General features: G+C 70.5%; 13 protein-coding genes and 3 pseudogenes. 7 read left to right on the forward strand and 9 right to left on the reverse strand.

Features of this window, described 5'->3' with window-relative positions; all coding sequences use genetic code 11:
* Positions 1 to 33: 33 nt before the first annotated feature.
* The 3 genes and pseudogenes from D474_RS0111240 to D474_RS28350 form a co-directional block, all read right to left on the reverse strand.
* Complete coding sequence (locus D474_RS0111240; protein ID WP_017613671.1) at positions 34 to 1,035, reverse strand: adenylate/guanylate cyclase domain-containing protein; 1,002 nt, start codon at positions 1,033 to 1,035, stop codon at positions 34 to 36.
* Positions 1,036 to 1,132: 97 nt separating this feature from the next.
* Positions 1,133 to 1,654 (reverse strand): PH domain-containing protein, encoded by a 522-nt coding sequence (locus D474_RS0111245; RefSeq protein ID WP_040703355.1) that lies wholly within the window; start codon positions 1,652 to 1,654, stop codon positions 1,133 to 1,135.
* A 78-nt stretch (positions 1,655 to 1,732) separates the two neighbouring features.
* Positions 1,733 to 2,577: pseudogene (locus tag D474_RS28350) on the reverse strand (biotin--[acetyl-CoA-carboxylase] ligase).
* A 130-nt stretch (positions 2,578 to 2,707) separates the two neighbouring features.
* On the opposite strand from D474_RS28350, the gene D474_RS0111255 reads away from it, so the two are divergent.
* On the forward strand, positions 2,708 to 3,328 hold the full coding sequence (locus D474_RS0111255) for a Uma2 family endonuclease (protein ID WP_017613674.1): 621 nt from the start codon (positions 2,708 to 2,710) through the stop codon (positions 3,326 to 3,328).
* Between the two features lie 70 nt (positions 3,329 to 3,398).
* Here D474_RS0111255 and D474_RS0111260 read toward each other — a convergent pair whose 3' ends face one another.
* Positions 3,399 to 5,960 carry a phosphoenolpyruvate carboxylase gene (locus D474_RS0111260; RefSeq protein ID WP_026118388.1) on the reverse strand — a complete coding sequence of 854 codons (2,562 nt, stop codon included), beginning with the start codon at positions 5,958 to 5,960 and terminating at the stop codon, positions 3,399 to 3,401.
* A 323-nt stretch (positions 5,961 to 6,283) separates the two neighbouring features.
* Between D474_RS0111260 and D474_RS0111265 the strand changes: the two genes are divergently transcribed.
* The 3 genes from D474_RS0111265 (at position 6,284) to D474_RS0111275 (ending at position 10,130) form a co-directional block, all read left to right on the forward strand.
* Positions 6,284 to 7,897 carry a carboxyl transferase domain-containing protein gene (locus D474_RS0111265; protein ID WP_017613676.1) on the forward strand — a complete coding sequence of 538 codons (1,614 nt, stop codon included), beginning with the start codon at positions 6,284 to 6,286 and terminating at the stop codon, positions 7,895 to 7,897.
* Positions 7,894 to 8,124 (forward strand): acyl-CoA carboxylase subunit epsilon, encoded by a 231-nt coding sequence (locus D474_RS0111270; protein WP_017613677.1) that lies wholly within the window; start codon positions 7,894 to 7,896, stop codon positions 8,122 to 8,124. The genes D474_RS0111265 and D474_RS0111270 overlap by 4 nt, the downstream gene beginning before the upstream one ends.
* 239 nt (positions 8,125 to 8,363) lie before the next feature.
* Entirely contained in the window at positions 8,364 to 10,130 is a 1,767-nt protein-coding gene (locus D474_RS0111275) for an acetyl/propionyl/methylcrotonyl-CoA carboxylase subunit alpha (protein WP_017613678.1), read from the forward strand.
* 200 nt (positions 10,131 to 10,330) lie between these two features.
* On the opposite strand, the pseudogene D474_RS34065 reads toward D474_RS0111275, so the two are convergent.
* Positions 10,331 to 10,525, reverse strand: a pseudogene (locus D474_RS34065) (Uma2 family endonuclease); the annotation flags it as partial.
* Positions 10,526 to 10,890: 365 nt separating this feature from the next.
* Between D474_RS34065 and D474_RS28355 the strand changes: the two are divergent.
* A pseudogene (locus D474_RS28355) lies at positions 10,891 to 12,352 on the forward strand (dicarboxylate/amino acid:cation symporter).
* A gap of 218 nt (positions 12,353 to 12,570) precedes the next feature.
* Positions 12,571 to 13,839, forward strand: a complete 1,269-nt coding sequence (locus D474_RS0111285; protein WP_026118389.1) for a hypothetical protein — start codon at positions 12,571 to 12,573, stop codon at positions 13,837 to 13,839.
* 193 nt (positions 13,840 to 14,032) lie between these two features.
* Here D474_RS0111285 and D474_RS0111290 read toward each other — a convergent pair whose 3' ends face one another.
* A complete protein-coding gene (locus D474_RS0111290) occupies positions 14,033 to 15,415 on the reverse strand; it encodes an NAD(P)H-quinone dehydrogenase (RefSeq protein ID WP_017613679.1) in 1,383 nt (460 codons plus the stop codon).
* A gap of 200 nt (positions 15,416 to 15,615) precedes the next feature.
* Between D474_RS0111290 and D474_RS0111295 the strand changes: the two genes are divergently transcribed.
* On the forward strand, positions 15,616 to 16,440 hold the full coding sequence (locus tag D474_RS0111295) for a purine-nucleoside phosphorylase (RefSeq protein ID WP_017613680.1): 825 nt from the start codon (positions 15,616 to 15,618) through the stop codon (positions 16,438 to 16,440).
* A gap of 488 nt (positions 16,441 to 16,928) precedes the next feature.
* Here the strand turns inward: D474_RS0111295 and D474_RS0111300 are convergent, their stop codons facing one another.
* From D474_RS0111300 to D474_RS0111310, 3 genes are all read right to left on the reverse strand, one after another.
* The gene (locus tag D474_RS0111300; RefSeq protein WP_017613681.1) at positions 16,929 to 17,558 is read right to left on the reverse strand and encodes a PH domain-containing protein; all 630 of its coding nucleotides are present in this window, start codon (positions 17,556 to 17,558) and stop codon (positions 16,929 to 16,931) included.
* Positions 17,555 to 18,655, reverse strand: a complete 1,101-nt coding sequence (locus tag D474_RS0111305; protein ID WP_017613682.1) for an adenosine deaminase — start codon at positions 18,653 to 18,655, stop codon at positions 17,555 to 17,557. Before D474_RS0111305 ends, D474_RS0111300 begins: the two co-directional genes overlap by 4 nt.
* A gap of 132 nt (positions 18,656 to 18,787) precedes the next feature.
* Positions 18,788 to 20,026, reverse strand: a complete 1,239-nt coding sequence (locus tag D474_RS0111310; RefSeq protein ID WP_017613683.1) for an amidohydrolase — start codon at positions 20,024 to 20,026, stop codon at positions 18,788 to 18,790.
* Between the last annotated feature and the right edge of the window lie 41 nt (positions 20,027 to 20,067).

The following is a 20,067-nucleotide window of genomic DNA, read 5'->3' on the forward strand; positions in this document are numbered from 1 at the left end:
CACTGACCAGGGCACAAACCCCCCGTCAACGATCTAGGCCTGGGGGTGTTCCCCGGGCTCGAAGTTCCTGCGCAGCGCGTACGGCTGGATCAGGCCGAGCCCGTGGGCGTGTCGGGCACGCACCTTGACCACCTGGAGCCCGTCCGCGCCCTCGAGCTCGTCGGCGAGCGTGTCGTCGATGAGCACGGTTCCGGGCCGGGCGAAGGAGGTCAGACGGCTGGAACGGTTCACGGTCGTGCCGAACACGTCGCCGTGCAGGGTCAGCACCGGGCCCGAGGCCACGCCCACGCGCACGTCGGGGACCTCCACGTGTGTGCGGATACCCGAGGCGAGCCGGAGCGCGATGTCGGCGGCCTCGGCGGCCGAGTCGGCCACGTACAGCACCTCGTCGCCCAACGTCTTGACCACGCGTCCGCCCCCGGACGCGACGATGTCGGCGGCCGAGGCCTCGAAGGACTCCACCACCCCGGCGAGCTCGACCTCGTCGAGTTCGCGGCTGAGCGTGGTGAAGGAGACCAGGTCGGCGAAGCCCACGATGAGCGGGTAGTAGTTCGGGACGATGTCGTTGCCGTTGGACATCACCGCGAGCGTGCGGGAGGTCGACGCGGCCAGTTGCCGGCGCCAGATGTGCAGCAACAGGCGCTCGACGTCGGGAAGCAGCTCCTTGACCTGGCCCATGAGCGGATTGTCGGGGCCGCCCTCGCCGTCCTTGAAGATGAGGGTGCTCAGGATGCTGGTCTGCCAGTCGGCCAGGCGGGCCATGGTCTGGCCCATCGCCCGCGCGAAGCGGACCACGCCCTCGTCGTCGAGCACGCCCTCCTGGAGCAGGGAGTTCGTGATGCGCAGGGCCTCGACGTCGCTCTCGGCGAAGATGACCTCGTCGTCGCCCTGTGTCGGAAAGCCCAGCGCGCGCCAGACACGGCCGGCGAGTTCGGGGTCGGCCCCGGACAGCTCGATGGCCTGGGCCCGGGTGTACACCGCCTCACCACCGAGGAGGACGGCCTCGATCTCGTTCGGGTCAGGGGTCGACGGCATACGTTCTCTTTCACGGACCGTCCCCGCGAGGGAGCGGGGAGCACGTTCTTCGGTCGACGGCTCGTCCCCGGGGCAGCAGTGCACCCCGGAGCCCGGATCAGACCGGTGGGCCCGACGGGTACCCGGGTGTCTGCGCCGAGCTCACCTGACGGTAGATCTCGGCCTGGAACCACTGGGGACGGGGCACGCGCTGCAGCGTCATGCTCTCGTTCTCCGAAGCCGACTGCACTGACAACGTTCCGTACCGCATCAGGCGTTCCCACAGAGAGATGTTGTACGAGACGTCGTTCACCCGGGTGAGGGGCATGGAGCGGCCGTGTTTCGAGACGAGGCCCTCGCGGGTCATCAGCCGCTGGTTGGTGAGGATGTAGACGGTCGTGGACCACCGCAGCATCGGGACCAGGCAGAGGACGAGGGCTGCGAGCACACCCGCGCCCCCGATGGCGAGGGCGGCCACGGTGGACCAATCCTCGTTCCACGGCAGGAACCACAGCCCGGCACCGACCACGGCGAGGATGGCCACAAGAGCCACGAACTCGCCCACCAGGACGGTCCAGTGCTGACGGGCGACGTGGACGAGCTCCTCGTCGTCGGCAAGATAACGGTCCGCGATAGCCATACCGGTGATCATGGCACAAGGCGGACGGGGCCGTGAAGGCGAAGCCGTACGCCTGTGGACGAACGCGGTCGGCCCACCTCAGGCGCTCGGGCGCACGTGCACGACGTCCCCGACGTTCAGGGCCCGTTCTCCGTCCGGACCGGACACCACCAGGCGTGCCTCGTCGTCGATACCGGTCGCGGTGGTCTCCAGGAGCTCGCCGTCGGGCAGGTGCACGGTGACCCGCCGGCCGACGGTCGAGCACAGCTCCCGGTACAGGGGGGCCAGTCCGCTCGCCTCGGCGTCGCCCTTCGCGGCGGTCCAGACGGTGTAGAGCTCCTCGAACTCGCCGAGCACCGCGCCCAGGAGCACGGAGCGGTCGAGTTCGGTGGCGCCCTCGCTGCGCAGGGAGACCGCAGTGGGGACCGGGAATTCGTCGCGGGTCTGCGACACGTTGAGCCCCATGCCGATGACCACGGCCGGAGCGTCGGAGAACAGGTCGGCCTCGGCGAGGATCCCGGCGAGCTTGCCGTCGCCCTCCGCGGGTTCCGCACGCCGGCCCGCCGGCACGATGAGGTCGTTGGGCCACTTGAGCGCGGCCTCGACCCCGGCGGTCCGCCGTACCGCACCCACTGCGGCCACGCCCATGAGCGCGGAGAGCCACCCCAGCCGGGCCGACGGTACCGGCGGGCGGCGNAGGTCAGCGCCGACCCCTTCGGTGTCTCGAAACCGCGCCCGAGCCGGCCCCGCCCTGCGGTCTGGTGCTCGGTGACCAGCACGGTGCCGTCCTCACCGCCGTCCTTGGCGCGCGCGAAGAGCTCGCTGTTCGTGGAGGCGATCGCCGGCAGCACCTGCACGTGCTGCCACGGCCCTCCGGGCCGGAGGAGCGCGGCGGCCAGCGCGGCCTGCGAGAGCGGGGTCCGAGTGGTCTGGTCCGGGTGCATCCACCCATTACAGCACCCCCGGAAACCCCACCCGGAACCCCCTGTGGACGACGAGGCACCGGGTTACGCTGAAACCATCACAACGGTGCCCGTGTCGCACTACGTTCGGTGACCGGAGATGACGCGACACATGACCATCGCGGAAGCGGAGACGGAGACCGTCACGGTGGAGGAGCTGCCCACCCACTGGGACGTCGTGTTGCGCGCCTGGGAAGAGCTGGACCTGCCCGAAGGCTGGCGGGCCGAGATCATCGAAGGCGACATCAGCATCATGACCCCTCCCACGGACGAGCACGCACACATCATCACGTTGATCCAGAAGAGGATCCTCGTCGCGACCCTTCCCGAGGAGGGAGACCTGCACGGGTCCGAGGTCTATCAAGGCATCGACGTCCGGGGGCCTCAGGACGACAGCCTGTTCATACCCGACCTCGTGGTCCTGCCCTACCCGTCGGTCGAACGCGACCCCGAGCACTTCGCGGGCGAGGCCCAGCTCGTGGTGGAGGTGACCTCCAAGAGCACGGCGGGCAAGGACCGCGGTCCGAAGCTGCACGGGTATGCGCGCGCCGAGGTCCCCCTCTACCTGCTCGTGGACCGGTGCGATCCGGAGACCCGGCAGGGGGAAGCCACCCTCTACTCCGATCCCCGCAAGGGTGCCTACACCAACCACACCAAGGTGCCCTTCGGCAAGGAGATCCACCTCCCCGAACCGTTCGACCTCCGGATCGACACCCCCGCCTTCCAGCTCTGAGGCCGCAGTACACAACAGGCCCCGGGACCTCTCCTTGGGTTCCGGGGGCCTTCTTCGTGTGCGCCAGGGGTCAGCCGGTGTTCTGCAGGCCGGCGGCGACGCCGTTGACGGAGAGCAGCAGCAGGCGCTCGAGGTGCTGCTCGTCCTTCTCCGAGAGGTTGTCGGCCTCCTCACCGCGCAACGCCTCCAGAGCGCGCAGCTGCAGGTGGGAGAGCGCGTCCACATAGGGGTTGCGCAGGTCGACGGCGCGGGACAGGACCGCGCGGTTCTCCAGCAGGCGGTCGTGACCGGTCACCCGCAGCACGAGCGTGCGGGTGAGGTCGTACTCGTCCAGGACCCTGCGGGTGAGCTCCGGCCGCCCGCCGAGGGCGAGGTAGCGCTCGGCGATCGTACGGTCGGTCTTGGCCAGGCTCATCTCCGCGTTGTCCAACAGGGACGCGAACATCGGCCACTCGCGGTAGGCACGCTGCAGCAGCCCCAGGTCCGGCACGGCGGCCAGGCCGGTACCGAGACCGAACCAGCCCGGCAGGTTCACACGGGTCTGGGTCCAGGCGAACACCCACGGGATCGCACGCAGGTCGCCCAGCCCCTTGGCGGCCGACCGGCGCGAGGGGCGCGACCCCAGGCGCAGCTCGCCCAGCTCCTCCAACGGACTGACCTGCGAGAACCACACCGCGAAATCCTCGGTCCCGATGAGCTCGAGGTAGGCCTCCTGCGCGGCCTCGGCGATGGTGTCGGCGTGGACGCGGAACTCCTCGGCCGCCGAGCGCTCCCGCTCCTGCACTCCATCCGTGGAGGCCAGCAGCACCGCATGGCCCACCTGTTCGATGTGGCGGCGGGCGATCGCCTCCTGGCCGTACCGGGCGAAGATGACCTCGCCCTGTTCGGTGACCTTGAACCTGCCGTCGACCGACCCGGGCGCCTGGGCGAGAAGTGCCCGGCTGGCGGGGCCGCCGCCGCGGCCCAGGGATCCGCCCCGCCCGTGGAAGAGCGTGAGCACGATGTTCTGCTCACGCGCCCACTCCGAGAGGCGGGCCTGCGCGTCGTACAGGCGCAGGGTCGCGCTGACCGGGCCGACGTCCTTGGCGGAGTCGCTGTAACCGAGCATGACCTCCAAGCGGCGCCCCGTCTCGTCCAGGCGGCGCTGCACCTGCGGCAGCTCCAGCATCCCGGCGAGCACGTGCGGGGACGCCTCGAGGTCGGCGCCTGTCTCGAAGAGCGGGATGACGTCGAGGACGGGCCTGCGGTCCTCGGGCAGCGCGTAGCCGGCCAGCTCGTGCACGGCGGAGATGTCCTCGGCCGAGCGGGTGAAGCTGACGATGTACCGGCGGCAGGCGTCGACACCGAAGCGTTCCTGGATCCAGGAGATGACCCGGATCGTGGCCAGGACCTCCTCGGTGCGCTCCGAGCGGGCCCCGCCGGCGCGCAGTTCGGCCAGCGCTGCGGCGTGCACCTCGCTGTGCTGGCGGATCTCCAGCTCGGCGAGGTGGAACCCGAAGGTCTCGGCCTGCCACACCAGGTGCTGCAGCTCCCCGTAGGCCTGGCGGACCGCGCCCGCCGCGGCCAGGGACTCCTGCACGATACGCAGGTCGTCGAGGAAGGCGTGCGCATCGGGATAGGCCAGGTCGGCATCGCGCTCGCGGGTGGCGCGCAGGCGCGCGGTGGCCAGCATCAGCAACTGGCGGTGGGGCTCGTTGGGCGAGCGTTCGGTGATCTCGGCCAGGAGCCCGGGGTGCCCGGCCCTGGCGGTGGCCACGGCCTCCAGCAGCTCCTGGCCGGCGGGGGTGAGGTTGGAGTAGGCCGTCAGGGTGCGCGCGACGTGGTCGCACGCGCTCTCGAGCCCGCGCAGCACGTGCTCGGACTGGATCGCCATGGCCTCACGGGTGACCTCGTGGGTGACGAAGGGATTGCCGTCGCGGTCGCCGCCGATCCAGCTCCCGTACCGCACGAACGGCATGGCTCCCCGGGGCCGGGTACCGGTGCCCTCGGGGTCCACGGCTGCGTCGAGGGATCGGTAGACCTGCGGGATGACCGAGAAGATCGTCTCGTCGAAGGCCGACAGGGCGGTGCGCACCTCGTCGAGCGGGTCCAGCTTGGTGTAGCGCAGCTGCGAGGTACGCCAGAGCAGGTCGACCTCCTCGAGCAGGCGCCGGTGGGCCTCCGCGGCGGCACTGCTGCCCTCGTGCGCGGCGTGCCAGGCCTCCAGCTGCGTACTGATGCGCAGGATCGAGGTGGACACGGCGCGACGCCGGGCCTCCGTGGGGTGGGCAGTAAGGACCGGATGGAACTCCATTCCTTCGAGGAGGCCGTCCAGGCGTTCTTCCCCGCCTCCCTCCTCACGGACCGCCCGTACGGCCGCGGCGAGTGACTCCGCCGGCGGGTTCGCGGCGTCGTCGCGCTCGCGCAGGGCACGCATGCGCTGGTGTTCCTCGGCGAGGTTGGCGAGGTGGAAGTAGACGGTGAAGGCGCGGGCGACCTGTTTGGCCCGTTCCAGGGGCCAGGCCGCCACGAGGGAGGTGATCTCCTCGCCGTCGACCTTTCCCTCGCGGGCACCGATCACCGCGTGCCGGAGCTTCTCCACGTCGGCGAGGAGGTCCGATCCCCCGCTCTCGGCGAGGATCGTCCCGAGCATCTCGCCGAGCAGTTTCACATCGTTGCGGAGCTGCTCGGGGACTTCCTGCCGTGCACTGTCGCGTTCCGCGTTCACCGCTGTCATGCGGCCGACCCTACAGAGATCGTCGCCTGCGTAATACGAGCGGGGCCCATTTCCAGCATTTGCCGGTGCCGTGAATTATTGTGATTATTCGACGCTTTCGCACAGGAATCGCGCTCAATTCCACTGCACGACCCGGAGTCACGGCGTCCCCTCGGAGGCCGCAGGGATCGCCCCGGCCTCCGCTCACCAGGCAGGAAGCGGCATGTGTTCGGGTAACGGAGGGCCGCTTGCGAGCCGCTTTGAGGCTCNCCGAAGCCCCTGAACCACTCCCCGCGGACGAGATCGACATCCACACCACCGCGGGCAAGCTCGCCGACCTGCAGCGCCGCCGGTACGAGGCGGTCAATGCCGGGTCGGAACGAGCCGTGGAGAAACAGCACGCCAAAGGCAAGATGACCGCGCGCGAGCGGATCGACGCCCTGCTCGATCCGGGCTCGTTCGTCGAGTTCGACGCCCTGGCCCGGCACCGCTCCACCAGTTTCGGGCTGGAGAGCAAACGCCCCTACGGCGACGGTGTCGTCACGGGGCACGGAACGGTGGACGGGCGCCCCGTCGCCGTCTTCAGCCAGGACGTCACCGTGTTCGGCGGGTCCCTGGGCGAGGTCTACGGCGAGAAGATCGTCAAGGTCCTCGACCACGCCCTGCAGAACGGTTGCCCCGTCGTGGGGATCAACGAGGGCGGCGGCGCCCGTATCCAGGAGGGTGTGGTCGCGCTCGGCCAGTACGGCGAGATCTTCCGCCGCAACACCCACGCGTCCGGGGTGATCCCGCAGATCTCCCTCATCATGGGCGCCACTGCCGGCGGGCACGTCTATTCCCCCGCGCTCACCGACTTCACGGTGATGGTCGACCAGACCTCGCAGATGTTCATCACCGGCCCGGACGTCATCAAGACCGTCACCGGTGAGGACGTGTCGATGGAGGACCTGGGCGGTGCAGCCACGCACACGGCCCGTTCCGGCGTGGCCCACTACATGGGATCCGACGAGCAGGACGCCATCGACTACGTCAAGGACCTGCTCTCCCACCTGCCCGACAACAACCTGGACGAGGCTCCCCCGGTCGCGCCCGAGGAAGCGCCGGCCGAGGAGACCACCGACGCCGACCTGGCTCTGGACACGTTCGTCCCGGACTCGGCCAACCAGCCCTACGACATGCGCACGGTGCTGGAGTCGGTGCTGGACGACGGTGAGTTCCTGGAGGTGCACGCCCGGTTCGCGGCCAACATCGTGGTCGGGTTCGGACGTGTGGACGGGCAGTCCGTCGGCGTGGTGGCGAACCAGCCCCAGAACCTGGCCGGCTGCCTGGACATCGACGCGTCGGAGAAGGCGGCGCGCTTCGTGCGCACCTGCGACGCATTCAACGTCCCCGTCCTGACCTTCGTGGACGTGCCCGGGTTCCTGCCCGGCACCGACCAGGAGTGGGACGGCATCATCCGACGCGGCGCGAAGCTCATCTTCGCCTACTCCGAGGCCACGGTCCCCCTCATCACCGTCATCACCCGCAAGGCCTTCGGCGGCGCCTACGACGTCATGGGCTCCAAGCACCTGGGCGCCGACGCCAACCTGGCCTGGCCCACCGCCCAGATCGCGGTCATGGGGGCCCAGGGCGCGGTGAACATCCTGCACCGGCGCACCCTGGCCGAGGCCGACGACGTCGAGGCCGAGCGCAGCCGCCTCGTCACCGAGTACGAGGAGACCCTCCTGAACCCGTACTCGGCGGCCGAGCGCGGTTACGTCGACGACGTCATCCTGCCCTCGGAGACCCGGGAGCAGGTGGCCAAGGCCCTGAGGGCGCTGCGCAGCAAGCGCAAGCAGCTTCCGCCCAAGAAGCACGGGAACATCCCGCTGTGAGCGCGCGAGAACAGGCGCCGCACCTGGCCGTGGTCAGGGGCGAGCCCACCGCAGAGGAACTCGCCGCGCTCACCGCGGTGCTCAGCGCCCGCGCCGCCGCGGCCCGGGCGTCCGACGGCGCCGAGCAGCCCGCACCCGTGTCGGGCTGGCGCGACCGGGCACAGGGTCTGCGGGGCCGTGTTCCCCACAGGCCCGGTCCGGGCGCGTGGCGCATGAGCATGCGGTAGAGGCTGTTTGGTGGGCGCCGTCCGTCGCGAGCGGCGTATCCAGTGGTGCTCTCGCAAGGCCGAGGAGGGAGTCGGCCGGGTGTGCCGTTGACTGGCGAGAACACAGCGAGAGTGCCACTGGGACGACGCGCAGCAGGGCAGTGTGCCCGCCGAGCAGCCCCATTGTCTTCGATGTCCAGTACCCCCGTCGAGCGGTCGGCGCGTCACCGTTCCACGTTCCTGCAGGAGGATTTTCCACCGTGCGTAAAGTTCTGATCGCCAACCGCGGCGAGATCGCAGTGCGCATCGCCCGCGCCTGTCGCGATGCGGGCATCGGCAGTGTCGCGGTCTACGCCGAACCCGACCTGGACGCCCCCCACGCCAAGATCGCCGACCAGGCCCACGCTCTGGGCGGGCAGACCCCGGCCGAGTCGTACCTGGACATCGGCAAGCTCCTGGCGGTGGCCGAGGCCGCGGGCGCCGACGCCGTGCACCCCGGTTACGGGTTCCTGGCCGAGAACGCCGACTTCGCCCGCGCGGTCATCGACGCCGGCCTGACCTGGATCGGCCCGCCCCCGTCGGCGATCGAGTCGCTCGGCGACAAGGTGCAGGCGCGCCACATCGCCCAGAAGGTCGGCGCCCCGCTGGTGGCCGGCACCCCCGACCCGGTCGATTCCGCGGAGGAGGTCGTGGCCTTCGCCGAGCAGCACGGACTGCCGATCGCGATCAAGGCCGCCTTCGGCGGCGGCGGCCGCGGCCTCAAGGTCGCCTACACGATGGACGGGGTGCGCGACGCCTACGAGTCGGCGGTGCGCGAGGCCGTGACAGCGTTCGGGCGGGGTGAGTGCTTCGTCGAGCAGTACCTGGACCGGCCCCGGCACGTGGAGACCCAGTGTCTGGCCGACACGCACGGCAACGTCGTGGTGGTCTCGACCCGGGACTGCTCGCTCCAGCGCCGCCACCAGAAGCTGGTCGAGGAGGCCCCGGCGCCGTTCCTGAGCCCGGAGCAGAACGAGCGCCTCTACGCGGCGTCGAAAGCGATCCTGGCCGAGGCCGGTTACGTGGGTGCGGGCACCTGCGAGTTCCTGGTGGGCACCGACGGCACGATCTCGTTCCTGGAGGTCAACACCCGCCTGCAGGTCGAGCACCCGGTCACCGAGGAGGTCACCGGCATCGACCTGGTGCGCGAGATGTTCCGCATCGCCGACGGCGAGGAGCTGGGCTACACGGACCCGCAGGTGCGCGGGCACTCCTTCGAGTTCCGCATCAACGCCGAGGACGCAGGACGGAACTTCATGCCGGCGCCGGGCACCATCACCGAGATGTCTCTGCCCGGCGGTCCGGGCGTGCGCGTGGACACCGGTTGCGAAGCGGGCTTCACCGTGCCCCAGGCCTTCGACTCGATGGTGGCCAAGCTGGTCGTGACCGGCCGGACCCGCGCCGAGGCGCTGCAGCGCTCGCGGCGGGCGCTGGAGGAGTTCACCGTCGGCGGTATGCCCACGGTGATCCCGTTCCACCAGGCGGTCGTTCAGGATGCGGCCTTCGCCCCGGCCGAGACGGAACAGCCCTTCGCCGTGTACACGCGCTGGATCGAGAGCGAGTTCGACAACCGGATCGAACCCTGGGCGGGCGCCTCGGGCGAGGCCGAGGAGTCCGAGCGCGAGCGGGTCACCGTCGAGGTCGGCGGCAAGCGTGTGGAGGTCGTGCTCCCGGCCTCGCTGGGTGCGGCCGCCGCCCCGGCGCCGCAGGCCGGCGGGAAGAAGAAGCGTGCGAGCCGGAAGGGCGGCGCGGGCGCGAGCGCCGCAGGCGGCGACGCGCTGGTCTCGCCGATGCAGGGCACGGTGGTCAAGCTGGTGGCCGAGGAGGGCGCGACCGTGGCCGAGGGTGAGACGGTCGTGGTCATCGAGGCGATGAAGATGGAGCAGCCGCTCACCGCGCACAAGGCCGGTGTGGTGACCGGTCTGAAGGTCGGGTCGGGCGAGACCGTCGGCAACGGCGCCGTGGTCTGCGAGATCAAGGACGCCTGACGTCGCGGGCACACGAAGGGGCGGGTGCGCTCGGCGCCCGCCCCCGTGCGTTTCACTCCTTCCGAGTGGGCCTGGCATTGAGCGCGGTCAGGTCGAGATCGAACGCGCGGGGCGCGTCCGCCTTCAGGCGTTGCCTGTTCGCCCCTGCTGTTGGTGTAGCCACCGTTCACGGGATCGAGCTCGTAGGCATACACCACCCGGTCGTCGCTCTCTTCGACGAGCCAGAAGTGCGGGATCCCGGCCTGGGCGTACAACTGGGGCTTGCGCTCGCGATCTCTGCTCCGTGACTCGTGTGAGGCCACCTCGATCACCCCTCGGACTCGCAGACCTGTTGTACCCACGGCGGCCCACGAGCTTCGCAGCGAGAAACCGGTGATCCTCGACTCACGCTCCACCGGGAAGAAGCACGTCGACCCCTCAGCGACAGGGGTCCTGGGACGGGGCGGCCGGGGACCCCGGTCCAGGTGTATGGAAAAGGTAAGCAAACCGGGTTATCGTGCTCAATCGTGACGAACATCTGGGGACTGACGCGACGGTGGCACATCGACCTGTGCCGCCTCTGCAGCCACGCGTGTAGCTGACCCCGGCCCGAGCCCGCCCGCGCGCCCGTCCACGGGCAGCGCAGAGGCACCTTCGCCGGCCGCTCCCGTCCCACGTCACCCGACGGTGATCCCCTCTCCGACCCCCCGTGCCGAAGCACACCCGAAGAGGCCCCGCCCTGCGTGTGCCCTCGGCCCCGCACACCATCTGGAGCAACACCGTGTCCGCACAGACCACCGACCCGTCCTCGAAGCGCAGGACCTGGATCCCCTCGTTCACCGTCCAGGTCTTCATCGCGCTCTTCCTCGGCGTGGGCCTCGGCTTCCTCGCCTTCCAGATCAGCCCGCCCGACGCCGAGGGCGAGGCCACCAACGGCCTGGCCACCGCGCTCGACCTGTTCGGCAGCACGTTCGTGACACTGCTGCAGACGGTCGTGCCGCCCCTGATCGTCCTGGCCGTCGTCTCCTCGATCGCGAATCTGCGCAACGTCACCAACGCCGCCCGTCTGGCCGGCCAGACGTTGCTGTGGTTCGCGCTGACTGCGCTCATCGCCGTATCCATCGGCATCACGCTCGGCCTGACGATGCGCCCCGGCGTCAACAGCGGCGTCGATCCGGCCACCCAGGAGGGCCCCGACCGCGACGTGTCCTGGTTGGACTTCCTGGAAGGCCTGGTCCCCGAGAACATCCTGGGCCTAGAGGCCGAGACCACCGGCGCCGGGGACGACCTGGCCACGGGGCTGTCCTTCAACGTCCTGCAGCTCATCGTCATCGCGGTCGTGCTCGGCATCGCCGCGATCAAGGTCGGCAAGCCGGCCGAGCCCTTCATCAACTTCATGCACTCGGCCCTGCAGGTCGTGCTCAAGGCGCTGTGGTGGATCATCCGCCTCGCCCCGATCGGCACCGTCGGCCTGCTCGGCAACGCGGTCTACAGCTACGGCTGGCACACCATCGGCGCGCTCGGCCAGTTCGTGCTCACGATCTACGTCGGCCTGGCACTGGTGCTCTTCGTCGTCTACCCGGTGCTGGCCCGCCTGCACGGGCTCTCCCCGGCCAAGTACTTCTCCGGGGTCTGGCCGACGGTGCAGCTCGGGTTCGTCTCGCGCTCCTCGATGGGCGTCCTTCCCATCACCCAGAAGGTGACCGAGCAGAACCTGGGTGTCCCGCGTTACTACTCCGCGTTCGCCGTGCCGTTCGGTACCACCACGAAGATGGACGGGTGCGCCGCGATCTACCCGGCCGTCTCGGCGATCTTCATCGCGCAGTTCTTCCCCGGCATCAGCCTGGGCCTGACCGACTACCTGCTCATCGCCCTGGTCTCGGTCATCGGCTCGGCCGCCACCGCCGNTGACCCTGTCCACGCTGGGCCTGCCCCTGGAGGGCGTGGGCCTGCTGCTGGCCGTCGACCCGATCCTCGACATGGGCCGCACCGCCGTGAACGTGGCCGGACAGGCGCTGATCCCAGCCATCGTCGCCAAGCGCGAGGGCATCATCGACCTGGAGCGCTACAACGCCCCGCGCGGACGTACCGGCTTCGTCCCGTCGGAGGAGGAGCTCGCGGAGGAGACCGCCGAGGGTTCCGGCGAAGGGGGCACCGACGGTTCCCCGGGCGCGGACGGCGGGCAGGGGTCCGGATCCCAGGAGAAGGAACCGGAGACCTCCGGGGCCCCGGCCAAGGACTGAGGAGAACAGGACCACCGCAGAGGCGGCCCGGGACCCCGGTTCCGGGCCGCCCCCGTGTACCCCCGGAACAGGGGCGTTCCTGCAGTTCGCACCGGCGGTTCACCCACCCCGCGGCGAGATACCGGGCACATCCGGGAACTGTGAGGATGCGCGGTTCGTCCTCGTGGATGAGGGAGGCGAGAGGAACGATCATGTTGCGCCGCTTGGTAACACCCACAATGCTCACCGCCGGCCTCGCGGCCGGGGTGATGACCGCCGCCGCGGCACCCGCTGCCGCCGACACCGATGAAGCCGCCGGTCTGCCCGACACCCAGGACGTCGTCGGCGAACTCGAGAACGAGGGCGTCTACGTCGATCCCGCGATCGAGGTCGGCACCGGCGAGGACGCGATCCCCGAGGGAGAGATCGCCGTCCTGGAGAACGCGGCCGCCCAGGCCGACACCCCCGTCTACTACGTCCTCGTCCCCGGGGGCAACACCACCTCCGAGGCCGGGGTGAACGCGTTCATGGAACCCGTCATGGACGAGGTCGGCGACGGTGTCTACGGAGTTCTCTCCGGTTCCGACAGCTTCGAGGTCACCTCACCCAACGTCGAGGAGACCCAGGAGATCCGCGAGCTGTCCCTCCAGGAGGGTGGCGCCGCCGCCGGCGATCCCAACCCCATCGACACGCTCGCAGCCGTCCCCGAGGCGACGACCGAGGTCGAGGAGGCCCAGGACGCCAACGCCACCTCCGGCTTCGTCCTGCTCACCATCCTCGTACTGCTCGCCGCTGCCGGCGGCTGGTACGTCTACAACCAGCGCAAGAAGCGCGAGGCCGAGAAGGCCAAGCAGCTCGAGGAGATCAAGCAGATGGCCACCGAGGACGTCGTGCGCCTCGGCGAGGACGTCTCACGGCTCGAGATCGACCTGTCGAAGGTGGACGAGCCCACCCGCGAGGACTACACGCGGGCCATGGACTCCTACGACCAGGCCAAGGCCCTCCTCGACACCATCCAGGAGCCAGAGCAGGTCCGCATGGTCACCGGCGCCCTCGAGGACGGCCGGTACTACATGAAGGCCACCCGTGCGCGCCTGCGCGGCGAGGAAGTGCCCGAACGCCGAGGCCCCTGCTTCTTCAACCCGCAGCACGGGCCCTCCACGCAGGACATCAGCTGGGCCCCGCCCGGCGGCAGCCCGCGTGAGGTCACCGCGTGCGACCAGTGCGCGGAGGCCGTGCGCGTCGGCGGCCAGCCCGACGTGCGCATGGTCGAGGTCGACGGTGAGCGCCGCCCGTACTACGAGGCCGGCCCCGCCTACTCGCCCTACGCCAACGGCTACTTCGGCATGACCATGATGATGGGCATGTTCAGCGGCATGATGATGGGCTCGATGATGGGGTCCATGATGGGTGCCGGGATGATGGGCGGCGGTGCCGAGGACATGGGCGACGCCGGCGGCGACTTCGACGGAGGCGACTTCGGCGACTTCGGGGGTTTCGACTTCTGACGTCCGGCCCCACAGGCCGTCCCCGTACCCCACGCTCCCTCACGGGCGCGTCGAGCAGGACTCGGCGCGCCCGTTCTTCGTGTCGGCCCCTCCGTACGCGGCCCCCCGCGGGCGCCCCTCCCCCGCACACACGGCGGCCCCCGTCCCACCACCGGGGAACGGGGGCCGCAGCGGAGCCCCTCGGGGCGCCGCCCTACTCCGGTGAGGCCAGCATGAGGGAGCGGGCGGCCTCGGTGACACTGCCCGACAACGACGGGTACACCGCGAAGGTGTGCGCGAGGTCGTCCACGGTCAGGCGCTGTTGCACCGCCACCGACACCGCGAGGATGAGCTCGCTGGCACGCGGTCCGACGATCACGCCGCCGAGCACGATTCCGGTGTGCTGACGGCAGATGAGCTTGACGAAGCCGTCGTTGACCTCGTTCATCTTCGCGCGGGGGTTGGTGTTGAGGGGCAGGGTGACCGAACGCCCGTCGATGCGGCCGCTGCGCACGTCGTCCTCGCTGGCGCCGACGGCGGCCAGCTCCGGGTGGGTGAAGACGGTGGAGGCTACCGTGGACAGCTTCAGCGGGGCGACGGCCTCGCCGAGCGCGTGCCACATGGCGATACGTCCCTGCATGGCGGCCACGGAGGCGAGCATGTTCACACCGGTGCAGTCGCCGGCCGCATAGACACCCGGGACCGTGGTGCGTGAGACGCGGTCTACGTCGATGAACCCGTTGTCGGCCAGGCGCACCCCGGCCTCCTCCAGGCCCAGGCCCTCGGTGTTGGGGATCATGCCGACGGTCATGAGGCAGTGGCTGCCCTCGACCACACGGCCGTCGGAGAGCGTGACCTGCACACCCTCGCCGGTGTTGACGACCGACTCCGCGCGGGTCCGGCTGAGCACCGTCATGCCGCGGCGTGCGAAGACGTCCTCCAGCACCCCGGCGGCGTCGGAGTCCTGGGTCGGCATGACGAGCTCGCGCGAGGAGACCAGCGTGACGTCGGAGCCCAGCGACTGGTAGGCACTGGCGAACTCGGCACCGGTCACACCTGAACCGACGACGATGAGGCGCTCGGGCAGCTCGTCCAGGTCGTAGAGGTGGCGCCATGTGAGGATGCGCTCGCCGTCGGGGCGCGCGGTGGGGAGCTCACGCGGGTGGGCCCCGGTGGCCAGGAGGACCACGTCGGCGCGCATCCGCTCGTCGTCCACGGCGACGATGTGCGGGTCGACCAGCCGTGCCTCCCCGCGGATGACCTTGACGCCCTCCTTGGCGAGACGGGCGTGCGTGTCCTCGGACTGCGCCTCGGCCAGGCGTTTGATCCTGGGATTGACCTCGCTGACGTGCACCTCGACGTCCGACCGCTCCTCGTGCACTCCGGGGATGTGGATGCCGAGGTGGTCGGCCTCACGTACGTAGGTGGTACGGGTCGAGGTGGCGATGAGGCTCTTGGAAGGGACGCAGTCGGTGAGGACGCAGGCGCCGCCGATGCCGTCGCGCTCCACCACCGTCACGTCCGCGCCGAGCTGCGCGGCGACCAGTGCCGCCTCGTAGCCCCCGGGACCGCCTCCGATGATCACGACCTTCGTCACGCTGCTTCACTCCCTCTGCGGGCGGCCCGCACACCCGTTCCCGGTCAGGGACGATGTTCGGGCATGGCCGGGCTCCACCTGGTTTTATGGCTTCCTCCCATTGTCGGCCATGCGAGCGCCCGTTCCGCCCGCCTGACACCCACCCCCGCCCAGCGTTGCGCTCCGGAACAATGCAGATACACAGAGATAGCATGCGTTCTGTGAGCGATACAGAGCAGCCGCCCAGGACCACCGAGAAGGCGAAGGCACTGGCGGAATCGGCCGCACAAGAGCTGCTGTCGCGCGCCGGGGCCGATTCCTTCGACGCCGTGATGGTACTCGGCTCGGGCTGGGCCGGCGCGGCCGAGACGCTGGGCACGCCCGACATCGAACTGGACGTGACCGATCTCCCCGGTTTCCACGCTCCCACCGCCGAGGGCCACACCCCGGCGGTGCGCAGCATGTGGGTGGGCGAGAAGCGTGTCGTGGTCTTCATGGGCCGGATCCACCTCTACGAGGGGTACTCCCCCATGGACGCGGCGCACGCGGTACGCACCGGTGTGGCCGCGGGCGCACGGACGGCGGTCCTGACCGGATCGGCCGGTTCGCTGCGCGCCGACATCGCACCGGGCCAGCCCGTCGTCGTACGCGACCACATCAACCTGACCGGGCGCTCACCGCTGGTGGGCGCCGATTTCGTGGACCTGGCCGGCACGTACACGACACGGTTGAGGGAGGTCACCCGCGAGGTGGATCCGTCTCTGGCCGAGGGTGTGTACGTGTCCACGGTCGGCCCCCAGTTCCAGACCCCGGCGGAGCTGAACGTGCTGCGCCAGGCGGGTGCGGACCTGGTGGGCCGGTCGATCGCGCTGGAGGCCATCGCGGCGGTCGAGGCCGGGGCCGATGTCCTGGGCCTGGCGATCGCCAGCAACGACGCCCTGGGTTCGGTCTTCGAGCCGTTCGAGTCGGGACGCGCCCTGGAGGTGGTCACCCAGCGGGCACACCGGCTCGGCGAACTCCTCAACCGGGTGCTCACACGCATCTGAAACGGGGATCCGCACACCGTCGGCCCGGCCGGGGAGAGAGTTCCGGCCGGGCCGACGGCGTGTGTGCGCCAAGGAGGGACGCGTCTGTGGGGGTTCCGCCCCCTGGGGAGAGGCCCCGCCCTGGCGGCGCCGGCGTCCGGCGTGGCGAGCATGCACCCCGAGGCCGTGGGGTGGACGGCGCCGGGCGCAGCCAGGGCGGGTCGGGTCCTCGTGCCCGGGTGGCGACCACCGTGCAGGGTCCCCGCAGACCCCGTTGGACTCACGGCGGGCGTCACCTTCTCTTCCCGTCGAGCGGACGAACCGCACGTGCCTGAGGGGGTCGCTCCGGAGCGGGCCATCCGCGCGAAGCCCGCCCCGGAGCATGTCCCCTTAGGCATGCCTTACCTAACCAGAGCCGGTGGTGCAGCGTCAACCCCTCTGTCCACATGCGTCGGACCCGGCCCCCGAGATCGGGGACCGGGTCCGGAGCAGGGTTGCGTATGCCCGGGTCAGGCCAGGAGGAACACCGCCACGAGCAACGCGGCGGTCAGGCTCAGGACCACGATCACCTCGACCGGGACCATCACCTGGGGCCGGTCCTCGGCACCGACCGCTGCAGGCCCGGCCTCGGCGGCGTCCCGGATCGGGCCGCTCAACGGGCGGGCCTTGTACCGCTCGGCGTCGCGGCGCAGATCACGCGCCATCAGGTCGACCGGGCGGGCCTGCGTCGGGTCGTCGTCCACGTCGGTGTCGATGTGGCCGGCGTCCCGGCGCAGGTTCTCGCGCACCTTGGAGCGCTTGGACTCCCGCAGCGGCCAGGAACGCACCGGACCCGCGGAGGTGTGCACACGCAGCACGTCCACCACGTCGATCCACGACACCGCGCTCCAGGGCACGAAGACCTCGCGCAACGGGTTGACGACCCGGATCCCGCGTTCGGTGGAGACCACCCGGGGCCGCAACCACACGAGGTACACGCCGGCGATGCTCGCCACGAGGAAGGCGCCGGCGATCCACGCCATACGCCCCTCACCGCGCAGCAGCACGTCGGCCAGGAGCAGCAGCGCGATGACCGTCCACACGACCCCGATGACCCGTGTGGACGTGGCGTAGTGCGTGGTGTTCTGCGGTTCGGTCACTGGTCGGTCGCCCACTTCAGGCGGGCGTACCCCGGCTTGATGATGCCGTTGATGAGGGACAGGCGCTCGTCGAAGGACAGGAACGCCGACTTCATGGCGTTGACCGTGAACCACTGCAGGTCGTCCCAGCCGTACCCGAAGGCCTCGCTCAGCTTGGCGAACTCCCCGGACAGGTCGGTTCCGCTCTGCAACCGGTTGTCGGTGTTGACGGTGATGCGGAAACGCAGGTCGCGCAGCATGCCGATGGGGTGCTCGGCGATGGAGGACGCCGCGCCGGTCTGCACGTTCGAGCTCGGGCACATCTCGAGCGGGACTCGCTTGTCACGCACGTACTGCGCGAGCCGGCCCAGGGTCGGGGCACCGCTCGGGTGCACGGTGATGTCGTCGACGATGCGCACGCCGTGGCCGAGCCGGTCGCACCCGCACCACTGCAGGGCCTCCCAGATGGAGGGCAGCCCGAAGGCCTCACCCGCGTGGATCGTGAAATGGAAGTTCTCCCGACGCAGGTACTCGAACGCGTCCAGGTGGCGCGTGGGCGGGTTCCCGGCCTCGGCACCGGCGATGTCGAAGCCCGAGACCCCGGCGTCGCGGTAGCGCACCGCGAGCTCGGCGATCTCGGAGGACCGCGCCGCGTGCCGCATCGCGGTGACGAGCTGCCCCGTGCGGATGGAGTTGCCCTGCTCGGCAGCGCGCTTCTCACCCAGTTCCAGGCCCTCCTGGACGGCCTCGACGACCTCCTCCAGGGAGAGCCCGCCCTCCAGGTGCTGTTCGGGGGCGTAACGCGTCTCCGCGTAGACGACGCCGTCGGCGGCCAGGTCCTCGGCGCACTCGGCGGCCACGCGCACCAGGGCCTCGCGGGACTGCATCACCGCGGTGGTGTGCGCGAAGGTCTCCAGGTACCGGTCCAGGGACCCGGAATCGGAGGCCTCGCGGAACCAGTTCCCCAGCTCCACGGGGTCGTAGGTGGGAAGGCCGGTGTATCCGGACTCCCGGGCCAGGTCGACGACGGTCTCGGGGCGCAGCCCGCCGTCGAGGTGGTCGTGCAGGAGCACCTTCGGCGCCTGTCGGATCTGCTCAACAGTCAGTGGCTGGTTCATGGATCACAGCATGCCACCCGCCGTCGGACGCGCTCGCCACCCCCGGGCGGAAGTTACCGAAAATCCGGCAGATGGGGCGGTCCGCGCCGTCGGGGCACTGCGCGGACCCACCACCTGCCGCGGAGCTCCGGATCAGGCCATGGCCTCACTGTCGACGCGCTCCCCGCTCCGCGCGGTCTCCCAGAGGGCGGTGAGCGCGGTGGTGGCGGCGAACCGGGTACCGACACCGATGACGCGCTCATCGACGTCGAAGGTGCCGCGGTGCAGGTCGAGCATCGGGCCGTCCCGGTCCGGGGAATGGGTGCCGAGCCGGGCCAGGGCCCCGGGAGCATGCTCCAGGTACCAGGCGAAGTCCTCCCCGCCCAGGCTCTGCGGTGTCGAGGTCACCGCGTCCGGGCCCAGGGCGCGGGTGACGGCCTCGCGCATGACCTCCACACTGGTGGCCTCGTTGACCGTGGGCGGGACCCCACGCCGGTAGGTCACCTCGGGGCGCGCGCCGTACGCGGAGGCCACCGACTCCACCAGACCCTTCACGATGTCGGGCGCCTCGTGCCAGGCCTCGTCGTCCAGGCAGCGCACAGTCCCCTCGGCCACGGCGTCGTCGGGGATCACGTTGGGCGCCGAGCCCGCGCTGACCCGGCCCCACACGAGACTGAACCCTGCGCGGGGATCGACCAGGCGGGACAGCTGCGCCGGCAGTTCGGTGACGACCTTGCCCAGCGCGTAGACCAGGTCCGCGGTCAGGTGCGGGCGGGCGGTGTGGCCGCCGGGACCCGACAGGCGCACACGCAGCTGGTCACAGGCGGCGGTGATCCCGCCGGTGCGCAGCCCCACCTTGCCGACCGTCAGCCGGGGATCGCAGTGCAGGGCGAAGACACGCTCCACGCCCTCCATCTCCCCGGCCCTGACGACCTCGACTGCACCACCGGGGAGCTCCTCGGCAGGTTGGAAGAACAGCCGCACCCGTCCGGGCAGAGCCCCGGCCCGCTCCTGTTGGGCCAGGAACAGGCCGGTCGCCAGCAGCACCGTGGTGTGCACGTCGTGCCCGCACGCGTGCGCGACCCCCGGCACGGTGGAGCGGTACGGCGAGCCCTCCTTCTCGTCGGTCAGCGGCAGGGCGTCGATGTCGGCGCGCAGGGCCACGACGGGCCCGGGGCCGGAGCCGACGTCGCAGACCAGGCCGGTGCCCACGGGAAGGACCCGGGGCTGCAGGCCGGCTGCCCTGAGGCGTTCGGCGATGCGGCCGGTGGTGCGGTGTTCGGCGAAGGCGAGTTCGGGGTGCATGTGCAGGTCCCGGCGAAAGCCGATGAGCTCTCGCTCGTTGCGGGCCAAGAAGGCCGTCAACTGTTCCGGCAGGTCATGTCCCTGCATGCGAGGATCCCCTCTTCGTTCACGTCTTACCGCGCAGCCGG

Origin of the sequence: Nocardiopsis salina YIM 90010, from assembly GCF_000341025.1 — a bacterium.
Taxonomy (GTDB): Bacteria; Actinomycetota; Actinomycetes; order Streptosporangiales; family Streptosporangiaceae; genus Nocardiopsis; species Nocardiopsis salina.